This is a genomic window from Enterobacter sp. PL_is379, assembly GCF_055817355.1.
The window spans coordinates 172110-197183 of the sequence record NZ_JBVPGT010000032.1; the positions used below are offsets into that span (position 1 = coordinate 172110).

The following is a 25074-nucleotide window of genomic DNA, read 5'->3' on the forward strand; positions in this document are numbered from 1 at the left end:
TTCCTTTGTGTAGTTATCTGCCTGTAAGATGCAGACGTAGTTGGTGAAAGGTTGTATGTATTTAAGTTATTAGGTCACAGCCAGTCAGCCCAGCAAACATACGGATCACTACTTCAAAATTCGCACACTTTTTTGGAATCGCGATTTAGAGATGCAGGTTGCGTAGCGCCGCTCTAACCCGGTTACTCAGCTCTTTATCTGCGATCAGGTGGCTGCTCTCAGCCCGCGTTCTGCCTTTTTTGTCACGCTGCCCTACAGTGCTGAACGAATGAATGCCGCGCTCCGTTACTGCGTCTTTGTGCAAGCGAATCCAGTTGATTGCGACAAGCCGGAACAGATCTCCCTTTGACATCTTTGCAGCGGCTATCGGACAGCGGAACGTGAACAAGCTGGCGAGCGTTTCAAACGGGAAATGTTGAAGCCCGGAGAGAAGGCCGAAACCGTATTGTTGCAGCGCATCACCCCGCAATGTTACCTCCACACGGGCGCGTTGCTGACGAAGTGGCAGCGGTTGCTTTCTGTCTGTGCGCTTGTGATAGCTCTGCCACGAAATGGCATCCAGCTCGTTGCCTATACGCAGGTTATACGCCGGGTTTATGCGATGGCCGGGCTTATCAAGAAACTGGTTGCTGTTGCTGTCACTGTTGTATTGACGGTGATTAGTGCCGGGAGCAAACAAGCTTGTTTGCAGGCGGTATGTAAGGGCGCGTGTTGCTTCAACTGACTGCTGCTTGTGCCAGAAGTCGCAGCTGATTTCTATTCCGGCAATTATTGGCTCGGCTGCTAAGGGGATGCGCTTTGCTAACGCATTGAATACAGCACACAGATGATGATAGTTGTTCGCCAGTTCATCATGGAAACGAATGCGGAATGTGTCAGTAACATCGCCAGGCTGAATATTGATTGCTTCAGCCCACCAGTGGTCTATGCCGGTTATCGCTGATAATGCTTTGCGAACATACTGATGCTGCGTCCGGCGCTCTGTGCTGATCTGCACGTCGAGCCAGTCAATTACAGCGGTTGCCCTAAATTCCTTCAGGGCAGAATCCGCGGTTTGATAGTCGTTAGTCACTGTATTCGCCTACGAGAACAACTGGAGTTTGCGCTCGTTCCATTTCCGTTTATCTGATGGGTCGTATTCAACGGGAAACGGATTAATAGATCGTGGAGATACTTTTGAACCTGAACGCACACGTGCTTCATCAATAAATTTTTGCACATCTGATAAGAGGTAAACGGGGCGTTTAGACTTCTCATGCTTTGCAATGCCGATCGGTGTAAGAACCAATTCGCAGTAGTCGCCACGATTAAGCCGCATGTCATCTAAAATCGTATGCCAGTTACGCAGCGGCCCGATGGCATCATGAATCATATATGCAGCATCGCTAGTGGTGATAACCAAACCTTTTGTCATCTTTTTCTCCTTAGTCTAAGGTTGGCGCGATCATTAAATGCAGACCGTCACGAAGTGCGTTCTGCATAATGACGAACGGTGCACCTCCTAGATCCTTTCGGCGATAGCCCGTGATGAAAGTGAACGCGGTAAAAGAGTTATCTCTTATGGTAATTACCGCGCCATCCAGTTCGCTTTCAAGCTCCTCATCGTTTAGACGCCAGTAGCCGTTGCCGATAATCTCATGGTTGATGTTAGTCTCAACCGGGCCAGCGTCGCCCAGCACTATGAGTTGCTCGGCCATCAATTCGTCTGCCAGTGCAACCCGCAGCAGAGCTGCTTTATTTGGGGCCTCCGGTTGTGCCGCTAGCACGTCGCGCGCCCAATCCTGCCACCTGATGCCTCGCTTTGCTGCCATTCTGTCTATTGCATCCCAAGTGGTCGTCTCAAAACGAAACGACGAACGGCCATTGCCAGTTAACTCTGCATTACGAGTTTTAAATGTCTTCTTCATGTTTTTTCCTTGAAATAGTAACGAGTGAAACTATATCACGGGGTGGCAATGAGTATAAATTTTGTTACCTATCATTGTGCATATTCATGCTTAAGAGTATCTTGACCGCGTATTAAACGTTCGATTAACAATGAGGTCAGGAAATGGCAAACGGCAAGTTCATCGCTTACTACCGTGTTTCAACAGCTAAGCAGGGAAAGAGTGGGTTGGGATTGGAAGCACAGCGGGAAGCCGTTGCCGCTTATATAAAAAACACTGGGGGAGAAGTTATTGCAGAGTTTGAAGAAATCGAAACCGGTAAGGGGTCAAACGCTCTTGAAAGACGTCCGCAACTGAGGGGAGCGCTGGCAGCATGTAAGAAGCAAGGTGCTATGTTGCTAATCGCCAAACTCGACCGCCTAGCCCGTAACGTGCATTTCGTTGCCGGGCTAATCGAAACTGGTATTAATTTCGTGGCCGCCGATATGCCACAGGCTGACAAAGTAATGATCCAGATGCACGCGGTTATGTCTGAGCATGAGCGCGACCAAATCAGCGCCCGGACTAAAGCTGCTCTCGCAGCTGCTAAAGCGCGTGGCAAGGTTCTGGGCGTGGCGGGCAGTGCTAACCTCAAAAGCAACATTGAAGCCCGCCAGCAAGCGGCTGAGAGCTTCGCTGAAGGGATGCGCCCGCTTATCGAAGGTATGAAGGGGCGCGGGCTATCACAGCGCAAAATGGTTGAAACGCTGAATGCTTCACGAACGCCGGCGCCGAAAGGTGGCGAGTGGGGATTGTCGCAGCTCCAGCGGGTGATTTCCCGGTTAGGTTTGTAATCCATCCACTAGCAGCGCCCGCTATCATCAGAACCACCTCACTGAAGCCCGTAGACGCGCACAGAGCGATTTTCTGAGATGCGGACGCATGAATGGGTATCTTTATTTGTGGCGCTCATAGAATACCTATCAGAGCGTTTTAATGTAAGGTTTGAAACTTTCAAGCGCGATCAACAAACGGCATACTTCCCATACATTTTTCCTACACTGAATTCCTGTATGAGAGTTCTGTTTGAACGCATGTCGGGCGTGGCGTTGAGTTATTTAAGTTTTTATTACATGAGGGCGACATTACTAAAACGTAACTACCCTAAAATCCAAAACATAGTTGCATAACGTATGCCTTTTAGTTGCTTATTTGCTATTAAAAGCTTGTTTATTAAAGATTATCGTTTTTTCTTCTTGCGTTCACTTTTAGGACGCAGTTGCGTTTATATTAGAGGCCATTTCTTCGTCATTTATGAATGATTTTTTAAAATTTGCGGATCATAATAATCATCTTTCGGACGTCACAGGATGACTTTAGCTGACCTTGGGTAGGTGAAAAATATAACGATTAGGAAAGATAATGTGAATAAGGCATGAGTTATGAGTGGCGGTGTCTTTATCGCGATAAGGGTTTAACATCTAAATTATATGCTTTTTCCATAATGCGTTAAAGCTTAACTCTGCGACAAGATCAAATCCCCTTAGCCTTTTGATAATTTTCAATGATAGTGCGGATTTTTTCTGACAAATGAGGTGAGAAAAATAAAGGCGCATATTAAATGCGCTTTTATTTAACAGTGTATGCTAGTTTTGTTTGCCATCGAGCTTTTCTGATAGCCGTTTCTTTGTGTTAAGGTTTTTTAAGTCTATAATGAAGTTGACACTTGATGCGATTACTGCATAAATGCAAAATAATTGTGCATAAACTAGAGAGAGTAAAAACCATAATCCAATGCCTGAAAATACTTGTCGGTGTAGTATGAAGAAAATGGTTTTTGTCAGGAATGTTTTTAATGTGATTCCAATTAACAATAACAGTAGAATTAGCGCGGATGAGATTACTACCCCGACTAGTAGTTTTACTCTTTTAAGATCATCCTCTGAGAAAATAGCTGTTACTTTTGAAGGTTGAACAATTTTCAATACAGCATTTGGGTAAACATAAGCAATCCAAATTCCCATTATTGTAAAAATCATTGCTGACGTATTTTGCAATATGGAAATTATGGGGTCAATGTCTTTATAGTTAATATCTAGCCTAAAGCAGTAACTAATATAAGTTATTGCCATAGCTATTAGCAGATGCCAAACTATAATTTTATAATTCTTCATGGTAATTCCCGAGCGGCTTCTGGAGCAGTAGCTTCCGCTGCGCCAACGCCGAATGGAGCTAGCAAACCATCACGTTTGAATTGTAGGGCAGTAAACAGTCGCTGCGCGGTATAATGACCTGTTTCGTCCACGCCTCCACCAGTTGTATCATCTATCGGTAGAACATTTTTAACTACAAAGCTATTCAACCAACAAATACCACCCACACCTTCTTTTTTAAACCCTAAGTTACGCCAGCCGTCTAAGCCGCCATTGTAATCTTCAGCATATTGTTCGAAAATTTGCTGCAATTCTTCTGCCGTTGGTTTCGCTTCAATATTTATCTCGACTTTACGAGTGTCTTTTGTAACCTCAGCAGAGACAAAAGGAAGTCTTCCGAAAAACCTTGTCCAATCAGCTTGATCGACTTCTCTTGCAGCAATTACCTCACGCTTTACAAAATGCGTTATGTCGCGCGCTATAGCTCCAAGATCCGCTCTTGTTGTGAGCTTTGTATATTGTTTTGAGCTGATACGAAACCACAGATTTCCAGTTTCGCCATCTTGCTGCGCAGGGAACGATACAGTTGTGTAAGAGCCTGTTTTTCCTTCTCTAACCTCTCGTCGCTTTTCTCTTATATCTGCATGTAAGCAGACAAAATCTCTGAAAAATAAATTCATCAAATTTGTATCTGCGATTGAGTTAGGGAAGCGAATTGACGCAAACAAATTTTTTGATGGAATAAACCAGTAGTAAGATGCTTCACCCCAAATAACTCGCTCTCCAGCTGCTGCATTATTGGCGTCATATAGAGTATTGTCATCAAGTCGCGCATCAGCTTTAATACCATAAACACCATCGCCACTTCCAACAGCTCTCCAGAGAACTAGAATATATTCACCAGTATCCGCATCCTTCTCGATTGCTTTTAGATAAACTTTTTTGCGATGGGAGTAACCGGGAGTCTCGTCATCCCAAAGAAGCGTGTCTTCAAGTGAGATCCTATCTTGGAACCACACATGAAGGGATGCGAGAAGAGCATTCATTTCGAGTGGCTCACAATAATCATCATTGCCATAACGATAAAAACCAAGCTGGGTGTGCTTATGAAATGTGACGATACCAACGCTCATACACTCATCTCTCAAATGTGTTTTTCCAAGTATTTCATGAAAATATTGACAATTGAAGAAAAAATTATGAACTCAAACATAGATAAAGTAGATACGAAGTAGGGCAGAACGGGCGATGTTTCAACGCCTGTTCTACCCGTATCAAGTCCTATGTATGGCCGGGCAAGAGCACGAACTAACGAAAGGCTAGCTGAAAAGCATTTACTCGAAATTTGTCATCAAGTCTGGCGGCTGACAGTAATAATTACATACTATTCATGCAGTTATTGTATATGAATGCAGCCAAGAGCTTGGAACCCTGACTAGGGTTTTCATAGACGTAGTCAACGAAAGTTTTATAGAGCGCGATCATCTGAGGGGTGATGCCAGCTTTACCATCCATGTCATCAAGACGACGATAATACTCACCTTTTGACATTCCACCGTTTCGGCCTTCGGTTACATTTGCGGTAAATTGGGCCATATCCATGCACATTTGATCTTTGTTGTTACTAGCTTCGTCCGGATGAAGGGCACCTTCAAGCACCTTATCACCGTCAATGGCATGCTGCGCCCACGCTGAATTGTTGGCAACATATTTTTTGGAATCAGCGGCAATACCATATTCAATGCGAATGCCCTTATCGTGGTAACTACCATCGACTTCTTTAGTTGCTAGCTTTAATGAGATTCGGCAACCGGGTAGTGTCTTCTTTCTTTTAACCGAAACAATTACTGTGTCAGTATCGCAATCAGCGAAGCTGTATTCAGGATTGACGTAAGTATTGGTTTTGATTAATAACCCGGTTAAGCCATTTGTATATCCTTTTGCTGGTAGAGTTTCATAGGCGTTACGATCCCCCTTTCTGATCGCTTCACGGAAGTGATCCATTCCTATACGTGTAGCCAGTTGGTCAATGCTTTCGCCTGCGTAAGCCGTTATTGATACTGTGATACACAAAGCGCCAAAAGCTGCCTTGCACACGAAGCCATTTTTTCTAATCTGCTCTTTGATCATGTTGTCCTTCCTCGAAAGCCACCCCAGCGGTGTTTCTAGCTGCATAATAAACCCATGATTCAAAATGTCACGATAAGTGCGTGGCTCTTTAGTGGACATCTAAGCAAATTCAAGGGATGAAAAAGACCCTTAGAACCCTTTTTGGACAACGAGTGAAAGCATTGCGCATTGCCACCGGAATGAGCCAAGAAACCTTTGCTGATCGCTGTGGGTTTGCGCGTAGCTATATGAGCCGCATTGAGCGTGGCGGCTCTAACGCGTCTTTAGATGCAATTGAGGTGTTGGCTCGGGCGTTAGAAGTTGAGCCGTGGCAATTGTTAGCGTCCGAATCAACTCATGATGACGATCCGGAACTGGTGGTTCCCTTTGCGGCTGATGGTTCATGTTTTCATCCCGGTCTTGCAAGCACGCGCGATGGTTCATTCGGGGTAGGTGATAAAGCTTCTCAGAAGCGTTTTGACACATTTTCCGAAGCTCTTGAGTATTTGCGTAGTATGGAAACGGCAAAATGGCGTAGGCCCAACCAGAGCGGAAATTGGGGCATCGTATCTGCCGTTAAGTGGGATAAGCTAAAAAAGAAGGTGGCAGATGAATAAGGAATGGTTTGAATTAAAAGATGCAAGACGAAAAGATTGGAACAAGTCGGTCTGGATAACCCTTCGTGCTATAAATACAATTAGCGAAAAAGGAAAAATTGGGCATTTAGGATATGAATCAGAATTTTTCGGTTTAGGATCTGCGGCTTTTCCGCTTGAGCAAATAGATAAAATTAAAAAACTAGGCTGGTCTGATATAGGTATTTCTCACGAGCATGCTGGTTATGTTGACGGAGATGATTACATACCATGTGATATTTTTTGTAGTTCATTTAGGGAAGTTGAAGGACTTAATCTAGTTATTGAGCAAAAAGGCGAAGGGGATTTTAAACGCGTCTGGTATCTACATCCTGATTTGATAACTACGCTAGGATTATATAGAGAAGGTGATGTATGGATATGCCCGAGAGAGGGATATGAAGAAGTTGTTCGAGTTTCATTTCGTGAGGAAAAGCCTGTCTCAATTGAGATAAAAAGCAAATATCTGAAAGATTATTTATGTGCTCGTGGCCTTTTTTTATACTTAACAGCTTTTTATTCTCGTGAAAGCATAACTGAAGATGATGTGACTTCCTTATGGAGTGATGAAGAAAATAATATTAATGATGAGAATCTTCGTTGGGAAGGTCGTGTTATTCCTATTCATGAAGGTGGACATCCTTTTGGCAGTAAAATGTCCGTTTTTCATGTTTTTAGAACAGATGTTGAAGAAGACGATGAACTTCCAGATTTATCGTCTATTCCAAGTGATAATAATACTCATAGCGAGCAATGGGAAAAAACCTTTGAAGGCCGAAAATTATACCGAATATTAGGCGAGTTATGGAAAGATTCGATTGTAAATCCATCTCAACAGAGTCGCATGGTCAGGGGCGATAAAATACCGTCGAGTATTTATTTCGTTGTTGATCTTGAAGGAACTCGCTTGTGTGGAGATGAGCTTATTGAGTCAGGTAAATGGCTTTGGTTCAAACCTGATGTAATGAGCGTGCTAAGTAAGAGGAGAGGAGGGGAGCTTAACTTTTATAGCCGATATACAGGTGGTGTGGCTTGCTATGATGGTTATAACACTCATTTTGGTGTGAATGAACTTGGTTTAATCAATGTCTACGCAAAAGACATAGGCTTATTGCCAGAGTGGCAGCAGCAAATTTGGGCTGGTTACAATTGCTCTCCTGAAGGAGGTATTTCAAAAGAGTTATATATGTCCCAAGTTCGTGCCGAACCGGCTGAAAGCCAATCTCCAGAAGAATTCTTTCCCGTGGTCTTAAATGAATTAAATAAAAAAACACAAGATCTGTTTGGGTTTAATTTGTTCAGAGATCATGAATCTATACCCGAAATTATAAAAAGCATTAATAGATTCAGGTCATTAGATGAGGCTTCTTTCTACGATCTTGCTAAGGATCTTGCAAGAGTCATTGCTGATAACATTGACGCCTCAGCAATACAGAAAGTTGTTGCTCCGCCAAAAGGCGAAAAATGGGGGTCTTTGAAATCTCTCGAAAAATTATTGACCTCAAGATTTGATAACTCGGTAGTGAGAAAAGTTACAGCTCCGTTAGTTGGCATCTATGAGCTTAGGCATGCCGACGCACACTTACCAAGTTCTAAAATTGAAGAGGCATTCAAACTAATTGAAATTGATAGAAGTTTACCCTTTGTTGTTCAAGGAGAACAAATGCTACACATTGTAGTTTCTGCACTATACATGGTTCTTGAAGGCTTTAAGCAATGGCATGGGCACGATGCACGTAGTTAGAATCTGCGAGCCAAAACAATCAATCTTTAAAAAATGATAAATATGGGGAGGTAGACTCCCCTACAGATGCCCCCTACAATCATGTTCCCTGAAACGAATAGGCGCGTGGTTAGAGCAGGTTACGTAGAGTTAGGTTCGAGTCCGGCCTTCGGCACCAAAAGATGCAAATCAAAGTCGCTTAAGGGCGGCTTTTTTTGTGTCCATTTACGTCCAAATTCGTCCATATCCATCTGTAATCAAAAGATAATTTATTTTTCGATAGTAACCATATTTGTATTGTGGCCTTTTTCGTATTGGTCATTTTTCATCCATTGACATCCACGCGATTTGGGGGCCAAATTGGGGGCTTAGACGTAGTTCGATAATAGTGAGGCCCCAACAGATCGCGTTATAGTCCACGCTAAGCCTTGTGGTAAGCCGTATAAGCTCAGTGACTCGCATGGATTTTACCTGCTGGTTAACCCTAACGGTTCAAAACGCTGGTACATCAAGTACTGCTTTGTAAACAAAGAGAAAAAGCTCGCTTTAGGCCCTTATCCGCATTTGACGCTTGCACAGGCAAGACGCATGCGTGAAGAGGCCCAATTACTGCTGATTTCCGGCATCGATCCGAGTGCACACCGAAAGGCTGAACGTCTTGCTATAACGCCGGAACATACGTTTGAGTCTGTGGCTCGCGAATGGGTCATCAGTAACGTTAACTGGTCGGTGGAACATAAGAAGCGGGTGCTGCGTTACTTCGAGCTTTATGTGTTCCCCACGAACGGTAGCTGCGACATTACCAAAATGAAGTTCAAAGACCTGCTGGTACCCATCAAAGAGGTGGAGAAAGCGGGCAAACTGGATGTCGCTTCTCGTCTCCAGCAGCGTATCGCGTGCGTTATGCGCTACGCCGTCCAGAACGGCATCATCGATCATACCCTGAATCAGATTTAACCGGCGCGGTTTCCACACCCAAAGTACGTCACCACCCGGCGCTGGATCTGAATCTTATCCCTGATTTCCTGGAGAGAATCGACGATTACAAAGGCCGTCAACTGACTCAACTGGCGGTAAAGCTGGCGCTGCTGCTGTTTATCCGCTCCAGTGAACTGCGCTTTGCCCGCTGAGCGTGAGTCGATCCCCGGCGTTAAATATTCAGTGCGTGGGGCGAAGATGCACTCCCCACACCTGGTCCCATTGTCGCATCAGGCCATCGAACTGCTGCACGAGGTGCGGCAGCATTGCAGACCGGGAACTGAACTGGTGTTCCCCGGCGATCACAACTACCGCAAACCGATGAGCGAACACACCATCAACAAAGCGCTGCGGGTGATGGGCTACGACACCCAGAAAGACGTCTGCGGCCAAGGTTTTCGCACTATGGCCTGTAGCGAGCTGGTGGAGTCAGGCCTTTGGTCAAGCGACGCGGTAGAGCGCCAGATGAGCCATCAGGAGCGTAAGCGCGTGCGGGCGGCGTATATCCATGAGGCGCAGCACCTAGAAGAACGCCGGAAAATGATGCAGTGGTGGGCGGATTATCTGGATGCAAACCGGTTCAGGCATGTGGTGCCGTATGGCTTCAAAAAATCGCCGGGAGGCGCGCTCGACCATATGCGCTGCCAAGAGCGCAATGACCGGCAACTAGTGGAATTGAAAGCCAGAATGATCGCTGACTCGGATTAGCTGACGGCGTCTGAATTATAGGCAAAAGCGTGTTTCCGTTCTGCCGATCCTGAGGCATGCCCGAAAGGCTGGAGAGCCGCCGGTAAGATCTTCTCGCTGAAGCTCGACGGGGAGGATTTGTATCCGGATTATGCTCTGGATGAGAAAGCGTGTGCGTTCAAGGTCGCCAAGTTGATTCCCTCGTTGTTCAAGGAATATAGGACTCCGTGTGGGCTGGCTATTTGGTTCGGTTCGGCAAACCTTGCAACCGCAAAAAATGCCCCTATTTCATGGCTAATTTACTGCGAAATTCTAGCCATGGAGGAAACTACCGATGTTACCCCGGACACACCGCAAGCTCGTAAGCGTTGAAGTGATGTGGCCTGCTCAGAAGCTACCGCTTCCCCTGTAACAGGTAGTCGAAGCATTGAATCAGGACGAAACGCCCGATCAGATTATTATCCGCATGAACCAACAGGGCTTGCTGGCGTGGCGTGAGGATGCATCCTTGCAGGATACACACGATATCTTTCAGGTACGGCTGGACAATCAGCATGAGGCGTGGTTCCTCTGTCGCTACGTTACGCTACCGCTGCACTGATGTTTTATTTTATAGTTCCATTTCGCCAATCTATTGCTCCCTTTTTATACATGGAAGCATTAATATGCTATGAACTATAGAGTGGGTAGATGTCGTTTCAGGGATGATGGATTGTAAATGAAGAAGAAACTGCCAGACCTAATACCAAGGGAAAGTATTATTGCAGCTATGCGTGCCTTTGATGAGGGAATCACTCACCCGTTTAGTGAGTCTCGGTTATATGACGTGGTATTTGAAGGCCAGGGCTACCCACCGAAAGCAATAATAGGCATTGCAGCGTTTAATATTACCGGTGTTATGCTTAAACCCGAAAATTTTAATGGCGGTCTAAATTCTAAATGCTTTAGGCTACTAATTGAACAAGGGTTTGAGATTGTTCAGAAAGAAGAAAATAATGAACAGTCTGACATCAGTATTTTTCCGGATGAACTACCGCCACAGGTCGTATTTACTGAAGGTGCAGCTACGCAGGTAACTGTTAACCGCTATGAACGCGACCGTAAGGCCCGACTGGCAGCATTAGCTTGGCATGGTTGTCTATGCAAAGTATGTGGTATTGATATGATGAAGGTGTATGGTGAGATAGCAAAAGGTTTTATCCATATACATCACCTGATTCCGCTATCAGACATCAAAGAGAATTACTCTCTTGACCCCAAAAAAGATCTCATTCCCGTTTGTCCTAATTGCCATGCCATGTTACATCGGCGTAATCCGCCTTTTACGCCTGAAGAATTGAAATTGATTATTAAATATCATGCGGCTCTTTAGGTATTAAAGCCCATTCGCCGTAGCTCGGTAGAAGAAAGTCTCTTAGATAAGTTGCTATTCACGCAGCAGCTTCAGCCACGGATTATTCACCGGCATTTTCTCTCCAAGCACCAGCCCACGAGCCTCCATCAGAAATCCTTTGAATAGATTATTTTTCTTTTGTGACGCGCGAACTTCGCTGGTCCAGATTAAGCTGTCTTCATACAGCTCAGGGCTAGTCCTGACTCCTGAAACATTTGTTGTGCCAGCTTGCAGCCGTCGCCGTGTCTTCTGTAGTTTCTGTTGCGTATATACTGAAGATCCCTGGTGTTATCAAGAAAAGATGGTTTTTCAACACATATACCTTGCCATTCCGGGGATTCACCGTACCTGAGGGGCTAGTATGGTTCTTCAGCCACTGCAGGAAATTGTTATTGTCACCAAGCCTTAGGTCGTCTGCTATCTCCGGTAGCAGTTGAGCGGGTGAGCTAAGTTCAGGGACGGGTTTAGCTTCGCTTACCAACGTCACATCACCGGCAAAACAGGCGGGACGTTGTTCGTCTGGTTCCCAGATTGCAGACGGTGTCAGGCGCAGCAGCGTCAGCGGTTCAACGGGCGACCAACCCTTATCCGATCGGATAATGCAGCGCCAGATCACTTTATCCTCATTGGCAACGATAAGCTGATCTGCCACCTGTTCGTCGCACAGGCGGTTATTATTTTCCGGCACGCTGGAAACGCGATGCTAGGGCAGCCAGGCGCGGACCCGATCGGCTGTGGTTTTGCTGATAAGCCACAGCGCATCCTCAGTCAGCAAGCCATCGGATCCGCATTAGGGATTATTTAACCGATACTCGTTCGGTACCAGCGACCGCAAGAGGGAAAGAAGCTGCTGAGGGAAGGAAGAGGGCTTTTGTGCCACTACGGTTTTGATATTGCCGCTGAGGTATGGGGCGACACAAGCTATATCGGCCTGCTGCATCAGTTCCTCCAGCCTGCCAGCCCGTTCGTAGTTTCCGGTAAGCTGATAAATTAGGGACGCAAAAGCCATGGAGTATCCGGTCAGCCAGTCCAGTAATGGCGTGGGTATCAACTGGTTAATTAGCATTGCTCCAGCCGCAGGGGGCAGATGATAGTCGCGGCTGCGCCGGAATTGCCAGCGATAAGGCTGCGCCAGATTACCTTGCCACGGATGCCAGCGTGCGTCGTAGAGTAGGTAAGTCTCCATATCCATAGCGATTATTCCCGTATCGTGCGTTAATTCCGCGCTGACTACCGCAACAGTCCATGCACTGCCCTGCCAGGGCTGTTCTTCCGAGTCCGCTTCCGGCGACAGTAGATAGCCCTTGCGCAGTCGGATGGCGTTACAGGCAACTTCCAGATAATGGTCCAGTAGCCTGCCGGGAATTGAGCGGTGATGACTTTGTGAGGCGGGTAGTAACTGCACCAGTACGGCGAAGCGGTGAATCGCAGTGAGGAGGCAGCTATCGAACAGAGTATCCGGCAGCGGGGTCAGTTGTCGTGATTGCTGCAAAAAGGACTGGCATAACGGTGTCGCAAGTCAAACTATAGGGCAGGAACGTCTACCGGGGCAGCGTCAGTCCAACGAGGTCTGTCGAAATGGCCCGGGGATGAGGTCATCCTATAGCGCAACAGGCTGGTTGGAAATTTACCGACGAGAGGAGGATAGCTACACAGAACTTTTGACAGGTTTTGTTTAACTATTGAGTAATACTGCTAAAATAAATATTTACCTAGCCATGCAAACTGAAACTATTACTAGAAGATGAACTCTCAATCATTTAAGCAACTAATCAAACAGATTCAAATAGGAAAACAACTCCCTGATGCGGTTTATTTGCATAGAGACGCCATGCATGAGCTTCCATCTGAATTGCAAAAATTCATACCTGCTGTGGCCCGGGCAGTGAACTTACCGGATGAACAATGGAACCTAATCAAGTTGTTTAAGAACGAATTTCGCTTATCATTACTCAACTACCCCAACTTTTATAGCGACTCGTACCCAGTCTTGGAACAAAGCCTCAACGTAGATTTGAGCAAACTCAGTCATAAAGTAACTTGCTACCGTTCTTCTGATAACCCACCTATTTTACACCGAAAGGAAACCATGATTTTGCCGGGGAGTGACTACTATGAACACTTCACTACATTGACAGAAGAAGGAGAGAAGGCCGGGTTGTACGAAAACATCCGTACTATAGGATTCAAACGTTCTTGGCTAAATTTGATTCACAAAAAAGGTTACCAGCTAGTTGAAGGGCGGTTACTCAGAGCAGATAGTGCACCTCCGAGTATTGGCGCTTCGGAACCTGGCATTGATCGCTACAAGACTGCTATTGTCCGCTATGAGTTATCCGGGCCGATGAAAACGTTAGCTAAGCAAGGCTATCTAGATGGCCGATTTTCTATTTTTGACTATGGGTGCGGTCGAGGAGATGACCTAAGGGAGCTTGAGGCAAATGGTCTTGATGCTTTAGGTTGGGACCCCGTATTTTCTCCTGATAACGACAAAGTAAAGTCTGATATTGTGAACTTAGGTTTTGTTCTAAATGTTATCGAAGATCAAGATGAACGCCTCGAAGCTCTCTTGAGTGCTTGGGATCTAGCGGACAAAATACTTGTCGTATCAGTAATGTTAGCTAACGAGGCGTATATCGAGCAGTTTCGGCCTTATAAAGATGGCGTAATTACTTCTCGTAATACCTTCCAAAAGTATTATGCGCAATCGGAGTTCAAAGAGTACTTAGAATGTTCTTTGCAAGATGATGCTATTGCAGTCGCGCCTGGTATTTTTTACTTGTTCAAAGATAAGTTAGAAGAACAACGTTATCTTCAGAGTAAGTATCAAAGACGTTATAATTGGCAACAACTCACTTCTCCTCAACCCATTGAGAGTAAAGATCGAGCAAAACTTGTTATTACCCAAAATAGGGAGATCTTTGATAACTTTTGGAATGTTTGTCTAGAGCTTGGTCGTATACCGGCAAACGATGAGTTCAAGAGTTCTGAAGAGGTGAGAAACTTGATTGGATCTCACAAAAAAGTCTTTGGCCTGCTTCAGGAAATGTTTGGTGCTCATGAATTTGCTAATGCACAAAAATCCCATAAGGAAGATCTACTAGTATATTTTGCTATGGGGTTATTTGAGAAAAGGAAACCATATACACATCACCCTGAAAATCTAAAACGTGACATCAAAGCTTTATTTGGTGATTACCGAACGGCGAATAATCTTGCGAAAGAATTACTTTTTGCGATTGCAGATACGCATTTAATTGAAGAGGAATGCATAAAAGCACATGAACAATTGCCTGCAAGTGTTTTTAATAACGGGCACTCTTTGATTCTCCATAAAGACTATATTGAGGCACTGCCACTCTTATTGCGTGTTTATGTCGGTGCTGCATTGCAACTTTACGGGGAACTAGACGACACCGTTGAACTAGTTAAAATACATATTAACTCTGGTAAACTCACGTTGACACGCTACGATGATTTCAGCAAATCTGTTCCTTATTTGATAGAGAGAACCAAAATAAAAATGGTTAATCAAAATATAGATTTCTTTGAGTATCTCGATGAAAGTCGCCGCCCACCACTGCTCAATAAGCATTTGCTACTAAGTAATAAACACGAACAATATGAAAAACAAAAGAACTTTGATGAACGATTATCAAAGCTCTTGGGAACAACATCCACGGGCGAGGTTATCTTGAACAGGCAGATATTTGAGGAACGGTTAGCGCTTACCGGAAAGCACGTGGCTGGCTTTAGGCTAATTTGCCACTAATCTTATACGGCGGAAGACTAATGCGGTAAGTGCGACGCGCTACTTGTTCCGACATCCCCATTGCGGTTAATACATGGGAAGCTACATTTGAAAGAGCATTGCACGCTGAACCTTGAGATATGAACCATGGGCAATCATTCCTAAAACGTTTTACCTCCTCGTCGGAGGGAAAGGTTACACTCCAGATTGTCGGTACCACTGCCTCGCTACCGTTTCTTATGAAATCATATTGCACCATAAGATCTAGAAACTGCTTTTCGATTGGGCTTGCTTGAGTAGGGTAGCACTCTACTGCGGCTGCAAGCCCTACTATCAAGGGAGTAGGCGATGTGCCGCCACGTAACCCAGCCTCTTGTCCCCCGCCATGAATAAGGGGAACTAATTCTGCGTTTCTAGCATTACGCACATAAAGTGCACCAATCCCTTTAGGTCCATAAATTTTATGGCCAGACAGTGAAAGCATATCGATATCCATATCATCGACATTAATATCGCATTTGCAGAAGCTCTGTGCTGCATCAGTGTGAAAGGGAATGTTGTGCTCAAAAGCTATCGCACCAAAGTCTTTAATGGGCTGAATTGTTCCTAGCTCATTATTTACATGATGGATTGAAACAAGAATAGTATTTTCTCTTATCTCCGCAGCGAGTGAGGATGGTGATATGTAGCCTCTCTTGTCAGGGGGGAGATAAGTCACTTCGAAGCCAATCGACTCCAGAAATGCACAAGTATTGAGAATACATTTGTGCTCTATAGCTGAGGTAATAATGTGGCCTTTGGTATTAAGATGTTTGAAAGCTACTCCTTTTAAAGCCAAGTTATTAGCTTCACTAGCGCCACTGGTAAAAATAATCTCACTAGGAAGTGAACCTATTTTATCTGCAATTAGCTCTCTTGCTTGTTGGATTGCTTGAGAACTCAGCCTTCCTGCTTGATGCGCAGAAGAAGCATTCGCAAAATTTTCGGTCCCCCAAGGGCTCATCGCCTCTAGAACTCGTGGAGAAACTGGTGTAGATGCAGCATAGTCGTAGTAATTATTCATTTTCAACTAAGTACTCTAATGTTTGATTAAATATAATATTAGTCACTAGTGGCTCACCAATATTATTCATTATCCAACTATCAATGATTTTGAGACCACTATTGCAATATCCCTCAAAAATATTAATTGCTTGTCTTAAATTTTCATCTTTAAGAATGTCTAAAGATGACGCTTTTGTTAACGCAAGAAGATAGATATAAGCATCATGTCCTGTTGTTGCATAAGTATCCAGCAGGATCGGCGTGGTTTTAATCTTAGGCTCAAGTGGTTGATATTCATCCAGTTGATATCCCACTAATGCAGCAAAAACCATTAGTTCTTTGACTGTACTAAACATCCGGAAGTCATTGTTAGCTCCTTTTGTCGAGCAAAATCGCTCTTCTAAAGATTCGAAACGAGAATCCCGGTGAACCTGTAACTTACGCCAGTCTAAAATTTCAGCCATGGGTAGGAATCTCCTCGATAGTTACTTTGTCAAAATCACTACCAAAACGAACAACTTCGTAATCAACGCCATTCACCGTAAGTTGCGTCGGATACTGGCCTTTAAATTCTTCCTTGGTAAGCACTGTATGTTGAACAAGATTATACTCCTTACCTATTTTATGCCGTATTCCTTTGTCGGTATGTGTTTCAGTCCACTGAGCTTGAGAAAACAAAAAGATTGACTGCTCAACTTTTTCCGCGATGTAACGAACAAGCTCTCGACCGTTATCTGGACCGATAAAGGCAAGAATAGAGTCTGCAATAAATGGGGCAATAGTACCAGGGGTAAGAAGATGCTGCTTGTTATATGCGCGAACCTTCGAGAACTCAATTAGTGCGACGATAAAAGATATCGCAAGCATAGCTTGATATCCGTTACCAGCGGCTGCACGTTTGCCTTTATTATCAACAATTGCCCATGTAAAGTTCCCTGATTTTCCGTTGGTGTCCTTTTGAACCGTGTAGCCATTAAAAGCAACTTGACTAAACAATGATTGCATCTTTTTCAATAATAATTGCTCAACTCCCTTTTGCGAGGAATTCATAGCTTCCTCATATAACTCAATTATCTTGTCTGTCGCTAGAATAAGGTTGCGGACTTTCTGGGCCTTGGGCTGAGTCGATGACAAACTGCTCACTCGACGATCAATTTCTTTAATATCGATATCTTTTTTACGGATATTCTGCTCTAACTGAGGAATCTGTCCTTTAAGTTGGTCACACTGAGATTTAGCCAAATCTTTGGCACGTTCGATAATCTTAATATCATCAATGTCAGACTCGACAATCGTAAAACTTAACTCTTTTATACTGTGTTCAAGTTCCTGCATACCAACTTCGTAGTCATCAATATCAGCTAATAATTTTTCCATACAAGCTTTTGGTAGTTGCTGACTGCTAAGTCTTTGTTGTAGCTTGGTCGCTCTCACCCAACGGTGCCTAAGATCAGGGTCAACGGCATGTTTACCGAGTTCCTCTAAAAGCCGTGCCGCTGAGCTGTCTTTTTCAATATGAGTGCCGCAAATACATTCGTTATTGTGTACAATCTCACGTAACAATTGCCTGTCTACGGTATAACGCAATGACTTATTGAGTTCTTCAGTATTAATTGCTGAAACATCGAACGAAGCAAGCTTTTGGCTAAATGTCCTCAATGCCCAGTCAGGTGTTTTTGAGGTTTTTTCAGACAGGAACTGCTTATGCTGCCGTGCGTAGTCACTAAGTAACTCTGTTTTCTGTTTGCGAAGCTTAAGTTGTTCATCAATTGTTGTCTTATCAAAACGAGCAAGTTTACCTACTTGAGTTTCATATTCTTTTTCCGCAATCTCAAGCTCACGTTGCTTTTTTTCCAGTAGCATCTTGTCACGTTCTAAACTTGAAACTAAAGTATCTTTGTTTGTCAATAAAGTATCAATTTCATTGTTTGTATCATATTGCTTGAGATCTTTTTGATAACTTATCTTAACGGCAGACAAGTGTCTTAGTGTTGTTTTAGCAACCGTTAGGCCTAAAACTTTTTCGATAGCATCTTTGATGTGAGAGAAATCATTTTGACTACTTAAAGTACCGGTCCCTTCACCTTGATAGAAAAAGTACTGAGACATTTCTTTTGGTAAAAAAGTATTGATTAACGTATTCGGGTTTTCTTCAGCTTTTTCTGCATAGCAACCATCAATAATTTCATAAACATGTAAGTTACTGCTACCACTATTCTTATCTTGAATTCTTCGAACGTCAAGTAAGCGATTCTCATGTTCTAGTTGAACAGAAACGCTGAAAGTATTCTTACCTTGAGATTCTGCATGCTTATTGAGAAGATTTTTAGGGTCGAGTAAGTTTTCAGTGGTTTCCTCATAAAGGCACCAACGAAGCGCATTAAGCAATGCTGTTTTGCCACCATTATTCTCACCATGAATTAGTGTAACTCCGTGATCAGGATCTACAGCGAAATCTATAGACTGCTTTCCATAAAATTGACGGAAATTATGTATCTCAAGTCTTATTAGTTTCATTTATGATATCTTCCACATTAGCCTCAATAATATCTTTGATCTTCTGAAGATGACGACTTTGCACTAAATCTCCATAGTAAAGCTCTTTCTCAAATTGCATAACCTGCAGTGCCGCTTTATGCACAGCAGATTTCTTTGAGTAATCCAGATGAGCGATCTGGGTATCTTTATCGACTTGCTTTAACAAAGCTTTAAAGGCATCAAGGTCCATTAATAGAGTCCTAATTCGATGATTTTTTTATCAATCTCTTCGGGGTTTATAGCGGTTAACTTGAAGTCATCTATTCTTTTTAACTCCGCACGTCGTAAATTTTGACTAATATTATTCACTACTCCCGGTAATGGAAGAACAACAAAATCCACAATTAAGGCTTCATTTTTATCCAAAGATTTTCGAAGAACACGACCTCTTCTCTGGATATATTGTCTGGGATTACGGGTGCTTGCCAAAATAAAAGCGCTTCGACATACCGGCACATCAATCCCTTCATCCAATACCTTCATGGCCACTAAAGAATCAATGTGTTGTTTTTTGAAACTTTCCATAATCATACGTCGCTCCGACGATGTCTCTTGGGAAGTAAATTTTGAAACTTTATAGCCATGTTCATGTAGGCAATTAGTGATCTTAGTTATATATGGTATACTTTCCCCCGGTGCAAAACCTTCTCCGACATAGATTAACGAGTGTGTTAACGACAATGTCGGATGATCTTTCAAATAATTGAGTAATGCCGGTAATTTTCCTGAACTAGTGGCCAGTAGCCTTGATCTTGCACCACACAAATTGGTCAACATTGACTGCTCATCAGTTGATAATTTCGTTGATTGAGCTCTTAAAATTAGCTTCTGAATCTTTGCAGAATAGTCTTCATAGGCCTCTTGCTCTTGCATATCAAGATAAACTGGAACAAGATCATACCGATAAGGAGAAAGTATTCCATCTTTAATAGCATCACTCAGTGAGTATTCACTTATAATGCCTTTAAAGTATGAAAGCAAATTCTGTCTGATTTTATCAGGGAATGGTGCGCCTTCAATCTCATCATCATCGGTGCGAAAAGGCGTAGCGGATAATCCTATTCGATAACGAGCTGGGGGCAGCGCATCGAAATAACCTTGGCTACCAAGGTGGTGACATTCATCGCCGATTAACAACATATCCTCAAATGGTATTTTGGCTATCTTAGATTGAAATAACTCCGATGACAGAGTCTTGTTAACAGCAATGACACAGATAAAATCTAAAGTTCCGCTTCGAAAACGTAATATTTTCTTATCCAATGCAGCAGCCCAATTATTAGAGCTATCGTAACATTGAATAGGGATGACATTAAAAGGGGCTAGCTCTTTTACCCATTGATTAGCCAATTCGATATAAGGGACACTAATAATAACAAAGGTTGCGTTACCATTCTTATGACGTTCTTCATACAATTCAACCATCGCAGAGATGGATGTGAATGTCTTACCTGAACCTGTAGCTAATTTAAATAGACCGTTATAATCTGCCTTTCGCCAGCTTTCTATAGCTTCGACTTGATGTGGAAACAACTCAAACGCTCTATCTTTCACTATCAATGGCTTACGAGGCATTTTCACTTCAATATTTAGTTTTGTTAACTCTTGTTCTGATTTAGGGAAGCTATATGAGAAGAAAGGTTTGGTCTTCTTGGGATGAGTGGATGCCGGAAATAATTCTTTACTTAACTCGTCCAGATGAAAACCAGCTCGGATTTTTTGGTAAACATCTGAATCAATTGCAACAACTTTCACTCGCTTCTTATTATTATTCCAAAGAGCATTGAAATTGTCTACTTCGACTTGGCCATAATCAGCAAAAGATTCACGCCAACTGAAAAAAAGAGAAATTTCCTCAGAATTATACTTAGATAACCCAGCTATAGTTTCATTCGCGGAGCCGCTGAAAACAACGGTTTCATTTTGTTGATAAAAGATCCCAATTTTTTTGTGGAACATACCTTGGTGCGTGAAAGCGAACTTAATCTCAAGTAGCCCTTTAGCCACTAAATACGTTAGCAGCTTTAGGTTTCGTTCTGTGCTTTCAAGCAACAAATCTGCTAGTTGAAGTGATAGAGCTCTAACAGGATTTGATACCCCTTCCATCACCGCCTCAAACTCATCGTCAGATAGTGGATCTCCAATGATAAGGCGCATTTTGCCTTCTGAATGGATAAACTTATCCAGACCTTGCGCTGCAGAAACCAATACATCGGACGAAAAGTATCCCACGGCCCTATCATAGCGATCTGCGTGAGCAAGCAAGGGGATATGTACACATTCAAGTATACTTTCTTCATCTGAGTCATACTTAGCTTTGAGTTCAAGGTCTGAGAACCGCATTGTTACTCCCAATCAAGCCATTTAGTAAGATTGCGCCATGCGTTACTCAGGAGTAATGAACTGCGCTCATCAATCTGCTGCTTTCCCCATTTATCGGCGAACGTTATATCACCAAATTTTTTCTCTAGCATCAAGACTGAAGCATGACTTTTAGCATGCTCAGAAATATGGCACTCTGATGATAAGATATCTTCAATATCCTTAATTGTATCGTTAGCTAAGGCCTGAAGTAAATGTTGCTTTAGATTATACCAAGACGGTGAATTGGAGCTGGAAACTCCGTCTCTGACATCTATTAATACGTTACCAATCTTGTTATAAATTTCTGGGTTTGCTATCTCCTCATCCCCCCAGCCTTCTGTAGAACCACCATTGAAGACCTTCTTAATAGCGTTTTTCCGAGAAATTAATTCCCACATCGTGGTTGTTAGGAAATCAGTACTCAATTTATTTGAGATCTGGTGATCAACGCCTTCAAGTTCAACGCCATGCAAACCAGCTAAGAGCAACATCTTGATACTCTTCGGTTTGGTTAGAATTTGCTGTTTCGAACAGATATCAAGCCATTTTTCATCTACTGTATCTTTTGGAGAACCTTTTGTAATAATTTTATTTACAAGTTCTTCTCTGAAAAACTGATTAATAATATCTGGATTAAACCGATCCGAGGTCAGAGAGCCGTGACCTAATGTGAACCCTTTTTGATCTGCATTCACACCGCGTTCATGTAATTTTTTGTAAACCGCATCAATACCATCAGCTCCGCCACTCATCGCTCGCCAAAGTACACTAAACGCTGTTACTGACTTAAGCACTTTTGCGAAGTCAGAATGTTCTGTACCTGTTGCTCCAAATTTCTCATCAATTAATACAAATTGTATCAATAGACTTTGAACAATATCATGCTTCATATCCACAAGGTATCGAAGACATAAATTAGAAATATCTAAAACGCTAGAGTCAACTAATTTCCCAACATTTGGTACTACTACTTGCCAATGATCGAACAAAAAGTTGGCAGATGTTGCCAGCTGGCTTAAGTAAACGCCTTTGAGATCATAGTCGCAATTTTCATAACTCTTAAGCATTGCATCTCGCTGATCTCTTAAACTCGTAACTTTTACTTTTCCTTCAAAAGCTCGTACAAATGCCAGTATTAACGCTTTAGTTTTAAGGTTTTTTTCTTTACTATCAATGATATTTTCAAAACGCTCAGTTATGGAATTGAGAACATCCATTGCTGCTTCCAGTTCTTCTTCTGGAGCCCCCTCTTTACGCTTTTTCCCTATGAATTCAATAGCTTTTGGTACAAATGTTTCAATCGCTGTGAGTGGTTCGCCCGTAGTATTCAAAGCTTCAAACATATCGAATGCATACGATTCATTGTTAACTTCAACGTATGTAAGGCAAACGCGATGAAGCAAAAATTTCGCAAATACGGCGATGTAAATAACTTCTGCAACTTTAGGATACGATTCAGCAACCAATGCCAAATTTTTATCAACAGGGAAATCTAAACACACATCCAATGTTTCAACATCGACTAAGTCACTAATATTAATTTTTTCTTCGGTTTCGCTATCAGGAAATTGAAATTGAAAACCTTTTTGTACACAGTCAAGCTGTTTTCTAATTTCTTTAACGTTATTAACGACACGTTTGGCAGAAGTACTCATCAATGATAAGTCTAAAGGCTTAAACACTGAATTATCACGTTGATCCGTAATGTGACGCTGATACACATACAACAATTCAGCTATTGGGCTGTCATATAGAGCGTTTTTCTCACTTCTACCCCAACAATCGACCTGTGAACGAATAATTTTAGGGAGAAATTTGTATACTTCATGTTCTGCAGTTGTCTCTACAACCGTATTCGAAGTGTCGATCTCTAGCTGGGAAACTACTTGGCGTAATTCATCAAGGACGTCTTTTATTTCTTCATCTTGTTCGGAGGTAATTGTTTTTTTCAAACTCGGTAAAAGTATTCTTAACCTTTCGTTAATACAGAGTATTATCAACATCAAAGTCGAAAGGCGCTGTTGCCCATCGATGATAAGTTTGATTTCTTCCGGTTTATCCCTTTTTACTAAAGGGTAGATGGTTAGGGCAATACTATCGTCCACACTGAGTATGGAGCCGAGAAAAATAATCGCATCATGAGAATCAAGAAGATTTCTAAATACGTTTTCACAATCAGAAAACAAATCTCTAATATGGCTTTCTTCCCATGAATATGGTCTCTGATAAGCAGGCATATAAAAGCCTGTTGTTTTACGTTTGCAGATGACATCAAATACTGATTGAGGTTCTGCTTTAAAAATATCCAGAGACTTTTGCATCGATGTTTTCCTAGGTAACTGATATGCTTCAAAAATACCCTATTTATATCATTAAATCTAAGGATATTCTATGATCTTGACCGGGCATTTAAGTATAGTGAGCCAAGCGTTTCACTGGCCGCTGAGATTCAAGTCACAAAAGGCAGCTAGTTCAGTGGTTCGATGAGCCGAACATTATCCTGAAAGTCACAATATGCTAGGCAAAGCACATGAAATCAAGGACATTTTAGAGACAAACATCACGCTGGGTTGAACATCAAGCTTTGCACCGGGCATAGTTTTCATTTCCCATGAAACAAGCACGGCACAACAACTTTACGATTAATGTTGCCAGTAGCTGGGAAGGCAATGATGCTCTATCATTGATGCATTTAGTTTATGATCCTTATATGATGTGTTCTGATTTTATGTTTTTTTAGTGATATGTTCTAATATTATTGATTTTTATGGTGCAATTAACTTCTGAATACAATGAACTTCTAGATGCAACGGCCTTCTGATACAATATTGTTTCCGTTTGGATAAAATCTCCAATTCAGCAGTAAGGTAACTACATTGAGCATCGAATCTACGATACTAAAATTCTCCGGACATCAAACTTTTCCTATCCGTTACGGCTGGATTTATAAAATAATTCAAGAAATTGTAAAAGGTGAGTCCATCTCGAGTAAGTTGAATATAGAGAAGCAGATGCAGTCAATGGGGATGGGAAAGAACATGGTACTTTCTGTCCGGCACTGGATTCGTGCACTGAATTTAGTGATATGCGTTGATAACAAAGAACAAATTTATCAACTGACACCGCTTGCTGAACAGTTATTTACTCATAAAAACGGTAGAGCAGCGTATGATGAATACCTTGATAAGATCGGGACGATCTGGTTACTACATTGGCTATTGCAATCCATCGATACAAGAAATGCTGAATTAAATGCGTCTCGTTTTTTATTTAATTATTTCAATGGGATAAAAGTAAAGAAAGAGTTTTTAGCAAATGAAATCAAAGATGCACTAACTAATCACGAGAAAGAGCTTACTGAAGAAACTCTAAACAAAGATATCGACTGTCTGTTGCAGATGTATGCACATAAGTCATTGCAATCCAAAAAAATTAATGAGGACAGCTTTGCTTCACCTTTCACAGAGCTAGGTTTGTTGAAGCAAGAAGATGCCAGGAGCTACCTGGCAGAACTTTCTCGGCGTCCTTCACTGCCCGTAGAGGTCTTTACCTATGCCCTCATTGACTATATGCAGAGAAAACACCAAGAGAGTAAGGTAAACACGTTGTCTTTTGAAGCATTACTGAATGACGTAGGCTCTCCTGGTCGAGTATTTCGTTTATCTGCTGCCGGGCTTAGTGACAAACTTGATCAAGTTGAAACATTAACCGAAGGCAAAATAGCCTGGACAGATACCCAAGGTTTAAGGCAAGTACAACACTGTTTCGAAGATATCAATAAAATTAAAGCTGATCAGTACCTTAAGCATTACTATCAACCAGAAGGAAAATAAG

The 25074-nt window shown here is 42.6% G+C and carries 20 protein-coding genes and 2 pseudogenes; 8 read left to right on the plus strand and 14 right to left on the minus strand.

All coding sequences use genetic code 11. The features are described 5' to 3' along the window. Nucleotides 1-145: 145 nt before the first annotated feature. The 3 genes from AC0TOY_RS19665 to AC0TOY_RS19675 are packed head-to-tail and all read right to left on the minus strand — an operon-like array spanning nt 146 to nt 1907. Nucleotides 146-1072 carry a hypothetical protein gene (locus tag AC0TOY_RS19665; protein ID WP_280172415.1) on the minus strand — a complete coding sequence of 309 codons (927 nt, stop codon included), beginning with the start codon at nt 1070-1072 and terminating at the stop codon, nt 146-148. 9 nt (nt 1073-1081) lie between these two features. Beyond that, the gene (locus AC0TOY_RS19670) at nt 1082-1414 is read right to left on the minus strand and encodes a hypothetical protein (RefSeq protein ID WP_284017243.1); all 333 of its coding nucleotides are present in this window, start codon (nt 1412-1414) and stop codon (nt 1082-1084) included. A 10-nt stretch (nt 1415-1424) separates the two neighbouring features. Continuing rightward, nucleotides 1425-1907: a ribbon-helix-helix domain-containing protein gene (locus AC0TOY_RS19675; protein WP_280172417.1), complete on the minus strand. Its 483-nt coding sequence runs from the start codon at nt 1905-1907 to the stop codon at nt 1425-1427. Between the two features lie 143 nt (nt 1908-2050). Here AC0TOY_RS19675 and AC0TOY_RS19680 point away from each other — a divergent pair, with 143 nt between their 5' ends. Continuing rightward, nucleotides 2051-2719, plus strand: coding sequence for a recombinase family protein (locus tag AC0TOY_RS19680; RefSeq protein WP_280172418.1), 669 nt, complete (start codon nt 2051-2053; stop codon nt 2717-2719). A gap of 792 nt (nt 2720-3511) precedes the next feature. Here the strand turns inward: AC0TOY_RS19680 and AC0TOY_RS19685 are convergent. From AC0TOY_RS19685 to AC0TOY_RS19695, 3 genes are all read right to left on the minus strand, one after another. Then, nucleotides 3512-4039, minus strand: a complete 528-nt coding sequence (locus AC0TOY_RS19685; protein WP_280172419.1) for a hypothetical protein — start codon at nt 4037-4039, stop codon at nt 3512-3514. Beyond that, complete coding sequence (locus AC0TOY_RS19690; RefSeq protein ID WP_280172420.1) at nt 4036-5151, minus strand: hypothetical protein; 1116 nt, start codon at nt 5149-5151, stop codon at nt 4036-4038. The genes AC0TOY_RS19685 and AC0TOY_RS19690 overlap by 4 nt, the downstream gene beginning before the upstream one ends. Nucleotides 5152-5395: 244 nt before the next feature. Then, entirely contained in the window at nt 5396-6148 is a 753-nt protein-coding gene (locus tag AC0TOY_RS19695; RefSeq protein WP_280172421.1) for a hypothetical protein, read from the minus strand. Between the two features lie 116 nt (nt 6149-6264). Between AC0TOY_RS19695 and AC0TOY_RS19700 the strand changes: the two genes are divergently transcribed. The 5 genes and pseudogenes from AC0TOY_RS19700 (at nt 6265) to AC0TOY_RS19720 (ending at nt 11522) form a co-directional block, all read left to right on the plus strand. Next, on the plus strand, nt 6265-6744 hold the full coding sequence (locus AC0TOY_RS19700) for a helix-turn-helix domain-containing protein (protein WP_284017242.1): 480 nt from the start codon (nt 6265-6267) through the stop codon (nt 6742-6744). Then, nucleotides 6737-8506 carry a hypothetical protein gene (locus AC0TOY_RS19705; RefSeq protein WP_473722402.1) on the plus strand — a complete coding sequence of 590 codons (1770 nt, stop codon included), beginning with the start codon at nt 6737-6739 and terminating at the stop codon, nt 8504-8506. Before AC0TOY_RS19700 ends, AC0TOY_RS19705 begins: the two co-directional genes overlap by 8 nt. Nucleotides 8507-8896: 390 nt before the next feature. Continuing rightward, nucleotides 8897-10075 (plus strand): annotated as a pseudogene (locus AC0TOY_RS19710) (tyrosine-type recombinase/integrase); the annotation flags it as partial. Nucleotides 10076-10484: 409 nt separating this feature from the next. Beyond that, nucleotides 10485-10751: pseudogene (locus AC0TOY_RS19715) on the plus strand (hypothetical protein). Between the two features lie 117 nt (nt 10752-10868). Then, nucleotides 10869-11522, plus strand: coding sequence for an HNH endonuclease (locus AC0TOY_RS19720; RefSeq protein WP_232947656.1), 654 nt, complete (start codon nt 10869-10871; stop codon nt 11520-11522). Nucleotides 11523-11736: 214 nt separating this feature from the next. On the opposite strand, the gene AC0TOY_RS19725 is transcribed toward AC0TOY_RS19720, so the two are convergent. Both AC0TOY_RS19725 and AC0TOY_RS19730 read right to left on the minus strand, forming a co-directional pair. Next, nucleotides 11737-12231, minus strand: a complete 495-nt coding sequence (locus AC0TOY_RS19725; RefSeq protein ID WP_473722404.1) for a conjugal transfer nickase/helicase domain-containing protein — start codon at nt 12229-12231, stop codon at nt 11737-11739. A gap of 102 nt (nt 12232-12333) precedes the next feature. Then, nucleotides 12334-13035 (minus strand): TraI domain-containing protein, encoded by a 702-nt coding sequence (locus tag AC0TOY_RS19730; protein ID WP_473722406.1) that lies wholly within the window; start codon nt 13033-13035, stop codon nt 12334-12336. Between the two features lie 252 nt (nt 13036-13287). Here AC0TOY_RS19730 and AC0TOY_RS19735 point away from each other — a divergent pair, with 252 nt between their 5' ends. Continuing rightward, nucleotides 13288-15315, plus strand: coding sequence for a DNA phosphorothioation-associated putative methyltransferase (locus AC0TOY_RS19735; protein WP_473722408.1), 2028 nt, complete (start codon nt 13288-13290; stop codon nt 15313-15315). Here the strand turns inward: AC0TOY_RS19735 and AC0TOY_RS19740 are convergent. From AC0TOY_RS19740 to AC0TOY_RS19765, 6 genes are read right to left on the minus strand one after another with little or no spacing between them, the layout of a single operon-like run. After that, nucleotides 15296-16357 carry a cysteine desulfurase family protein gene (locus tag AC0TOY_RS19740; protein ID WP_473722409.1) on the minus strand — a complete coding sequence of 354 codons (1062 nt, stop codon included), beginning with the start codon at nt 16355-16357 and terminating at the stop codon, nt 15296-15298. The two genes, AC0TOY_RS19735 and AC0TOY_RS19740, sit on opposite strands and share 20 nt — an antisense overlap. Continuing rightward, nucleotides 16350-16802, minus strand: a complete 453-nt coding sequence (locus tag AC0TOY_RS19745; RefSeq protein ID WP_473722410.1) for a hypothetical protein — start codon at nt 16800-16802, stop codon at nt 16350-16352. Before AC0TOY_RS19745 ends, AC0TOY_RS19740 begins: the two co-directional genes overlap by 8 nt. Beyond that, complete coding sequence (locus tag AC0TOY_RS19750) at nt 16795-18855, minus strand: AAA family ATPase (RefSeq protein ID WP_473722411.1); 2061 nt, start codon at nt 18853-18855, stop codon at nt 16795-16797. Before AC0TOY_RS19750 ends, AC0TOY_RS19745 begins: the two co-directional genes overlap by 8 nt. Further along, entirely contained in the window at nt 18836-19066 is a 231-nt protein-coding gene (locus AC0TOY_RS19755) for a CxC ATPase DNA modification system associated small protein (RefSeq protein WP_040230269.1), read from the minus strand. The genes AC0TOY_RS19750 and AC0TOY_RS19755 overlap by 20 nt, the downstream gene beginning before the upstream one ends. After that, on the minus strand, nt 19066-21219 hold the full coding sequence (locus AC0TOY_RS19760) for a DEAD/DEAH box helicase family protein (protein WP_473722412.1): 2154 nt from the start codon (nt 21217-21219) through the stop codon (nt 19066-19068). The genes AC0TOY_RS19755 and AC0TOY_RS19760 overlap by 1 nt, the downstream gene beginning before the upstream one ends. Before the next feature lie 2 nt (nt 21220-21221). Then, on the minus strand, nt 21222-23561 hold the full coding sequence (locus AC0TOY_RS19765) for a DUF262 domain-containing protein (protein WP_473722413.1): 2340 nt from the start codon (nt 23559-23561) through the stop codon (nt 21222-21224). A 555-nt stretch (nt 23562-24116) separates the two neighbouring features. Here AC0TOY_RS19765 and AC0TOY_RS19770 point away from each other — a divergent pair. Continuing rightward, a complete protein-coding gene (locus AC0TOY_RS19770) occupies nt 24117-25073 on the plus strand; it encodes a DUF4007 family protein (RefSeq protein ID WP_473722415.1) in 957 nt (318 codons plus the stop codon). The last annotated feature ends 1 nt before the right edge of the window (nt 25074 follow it).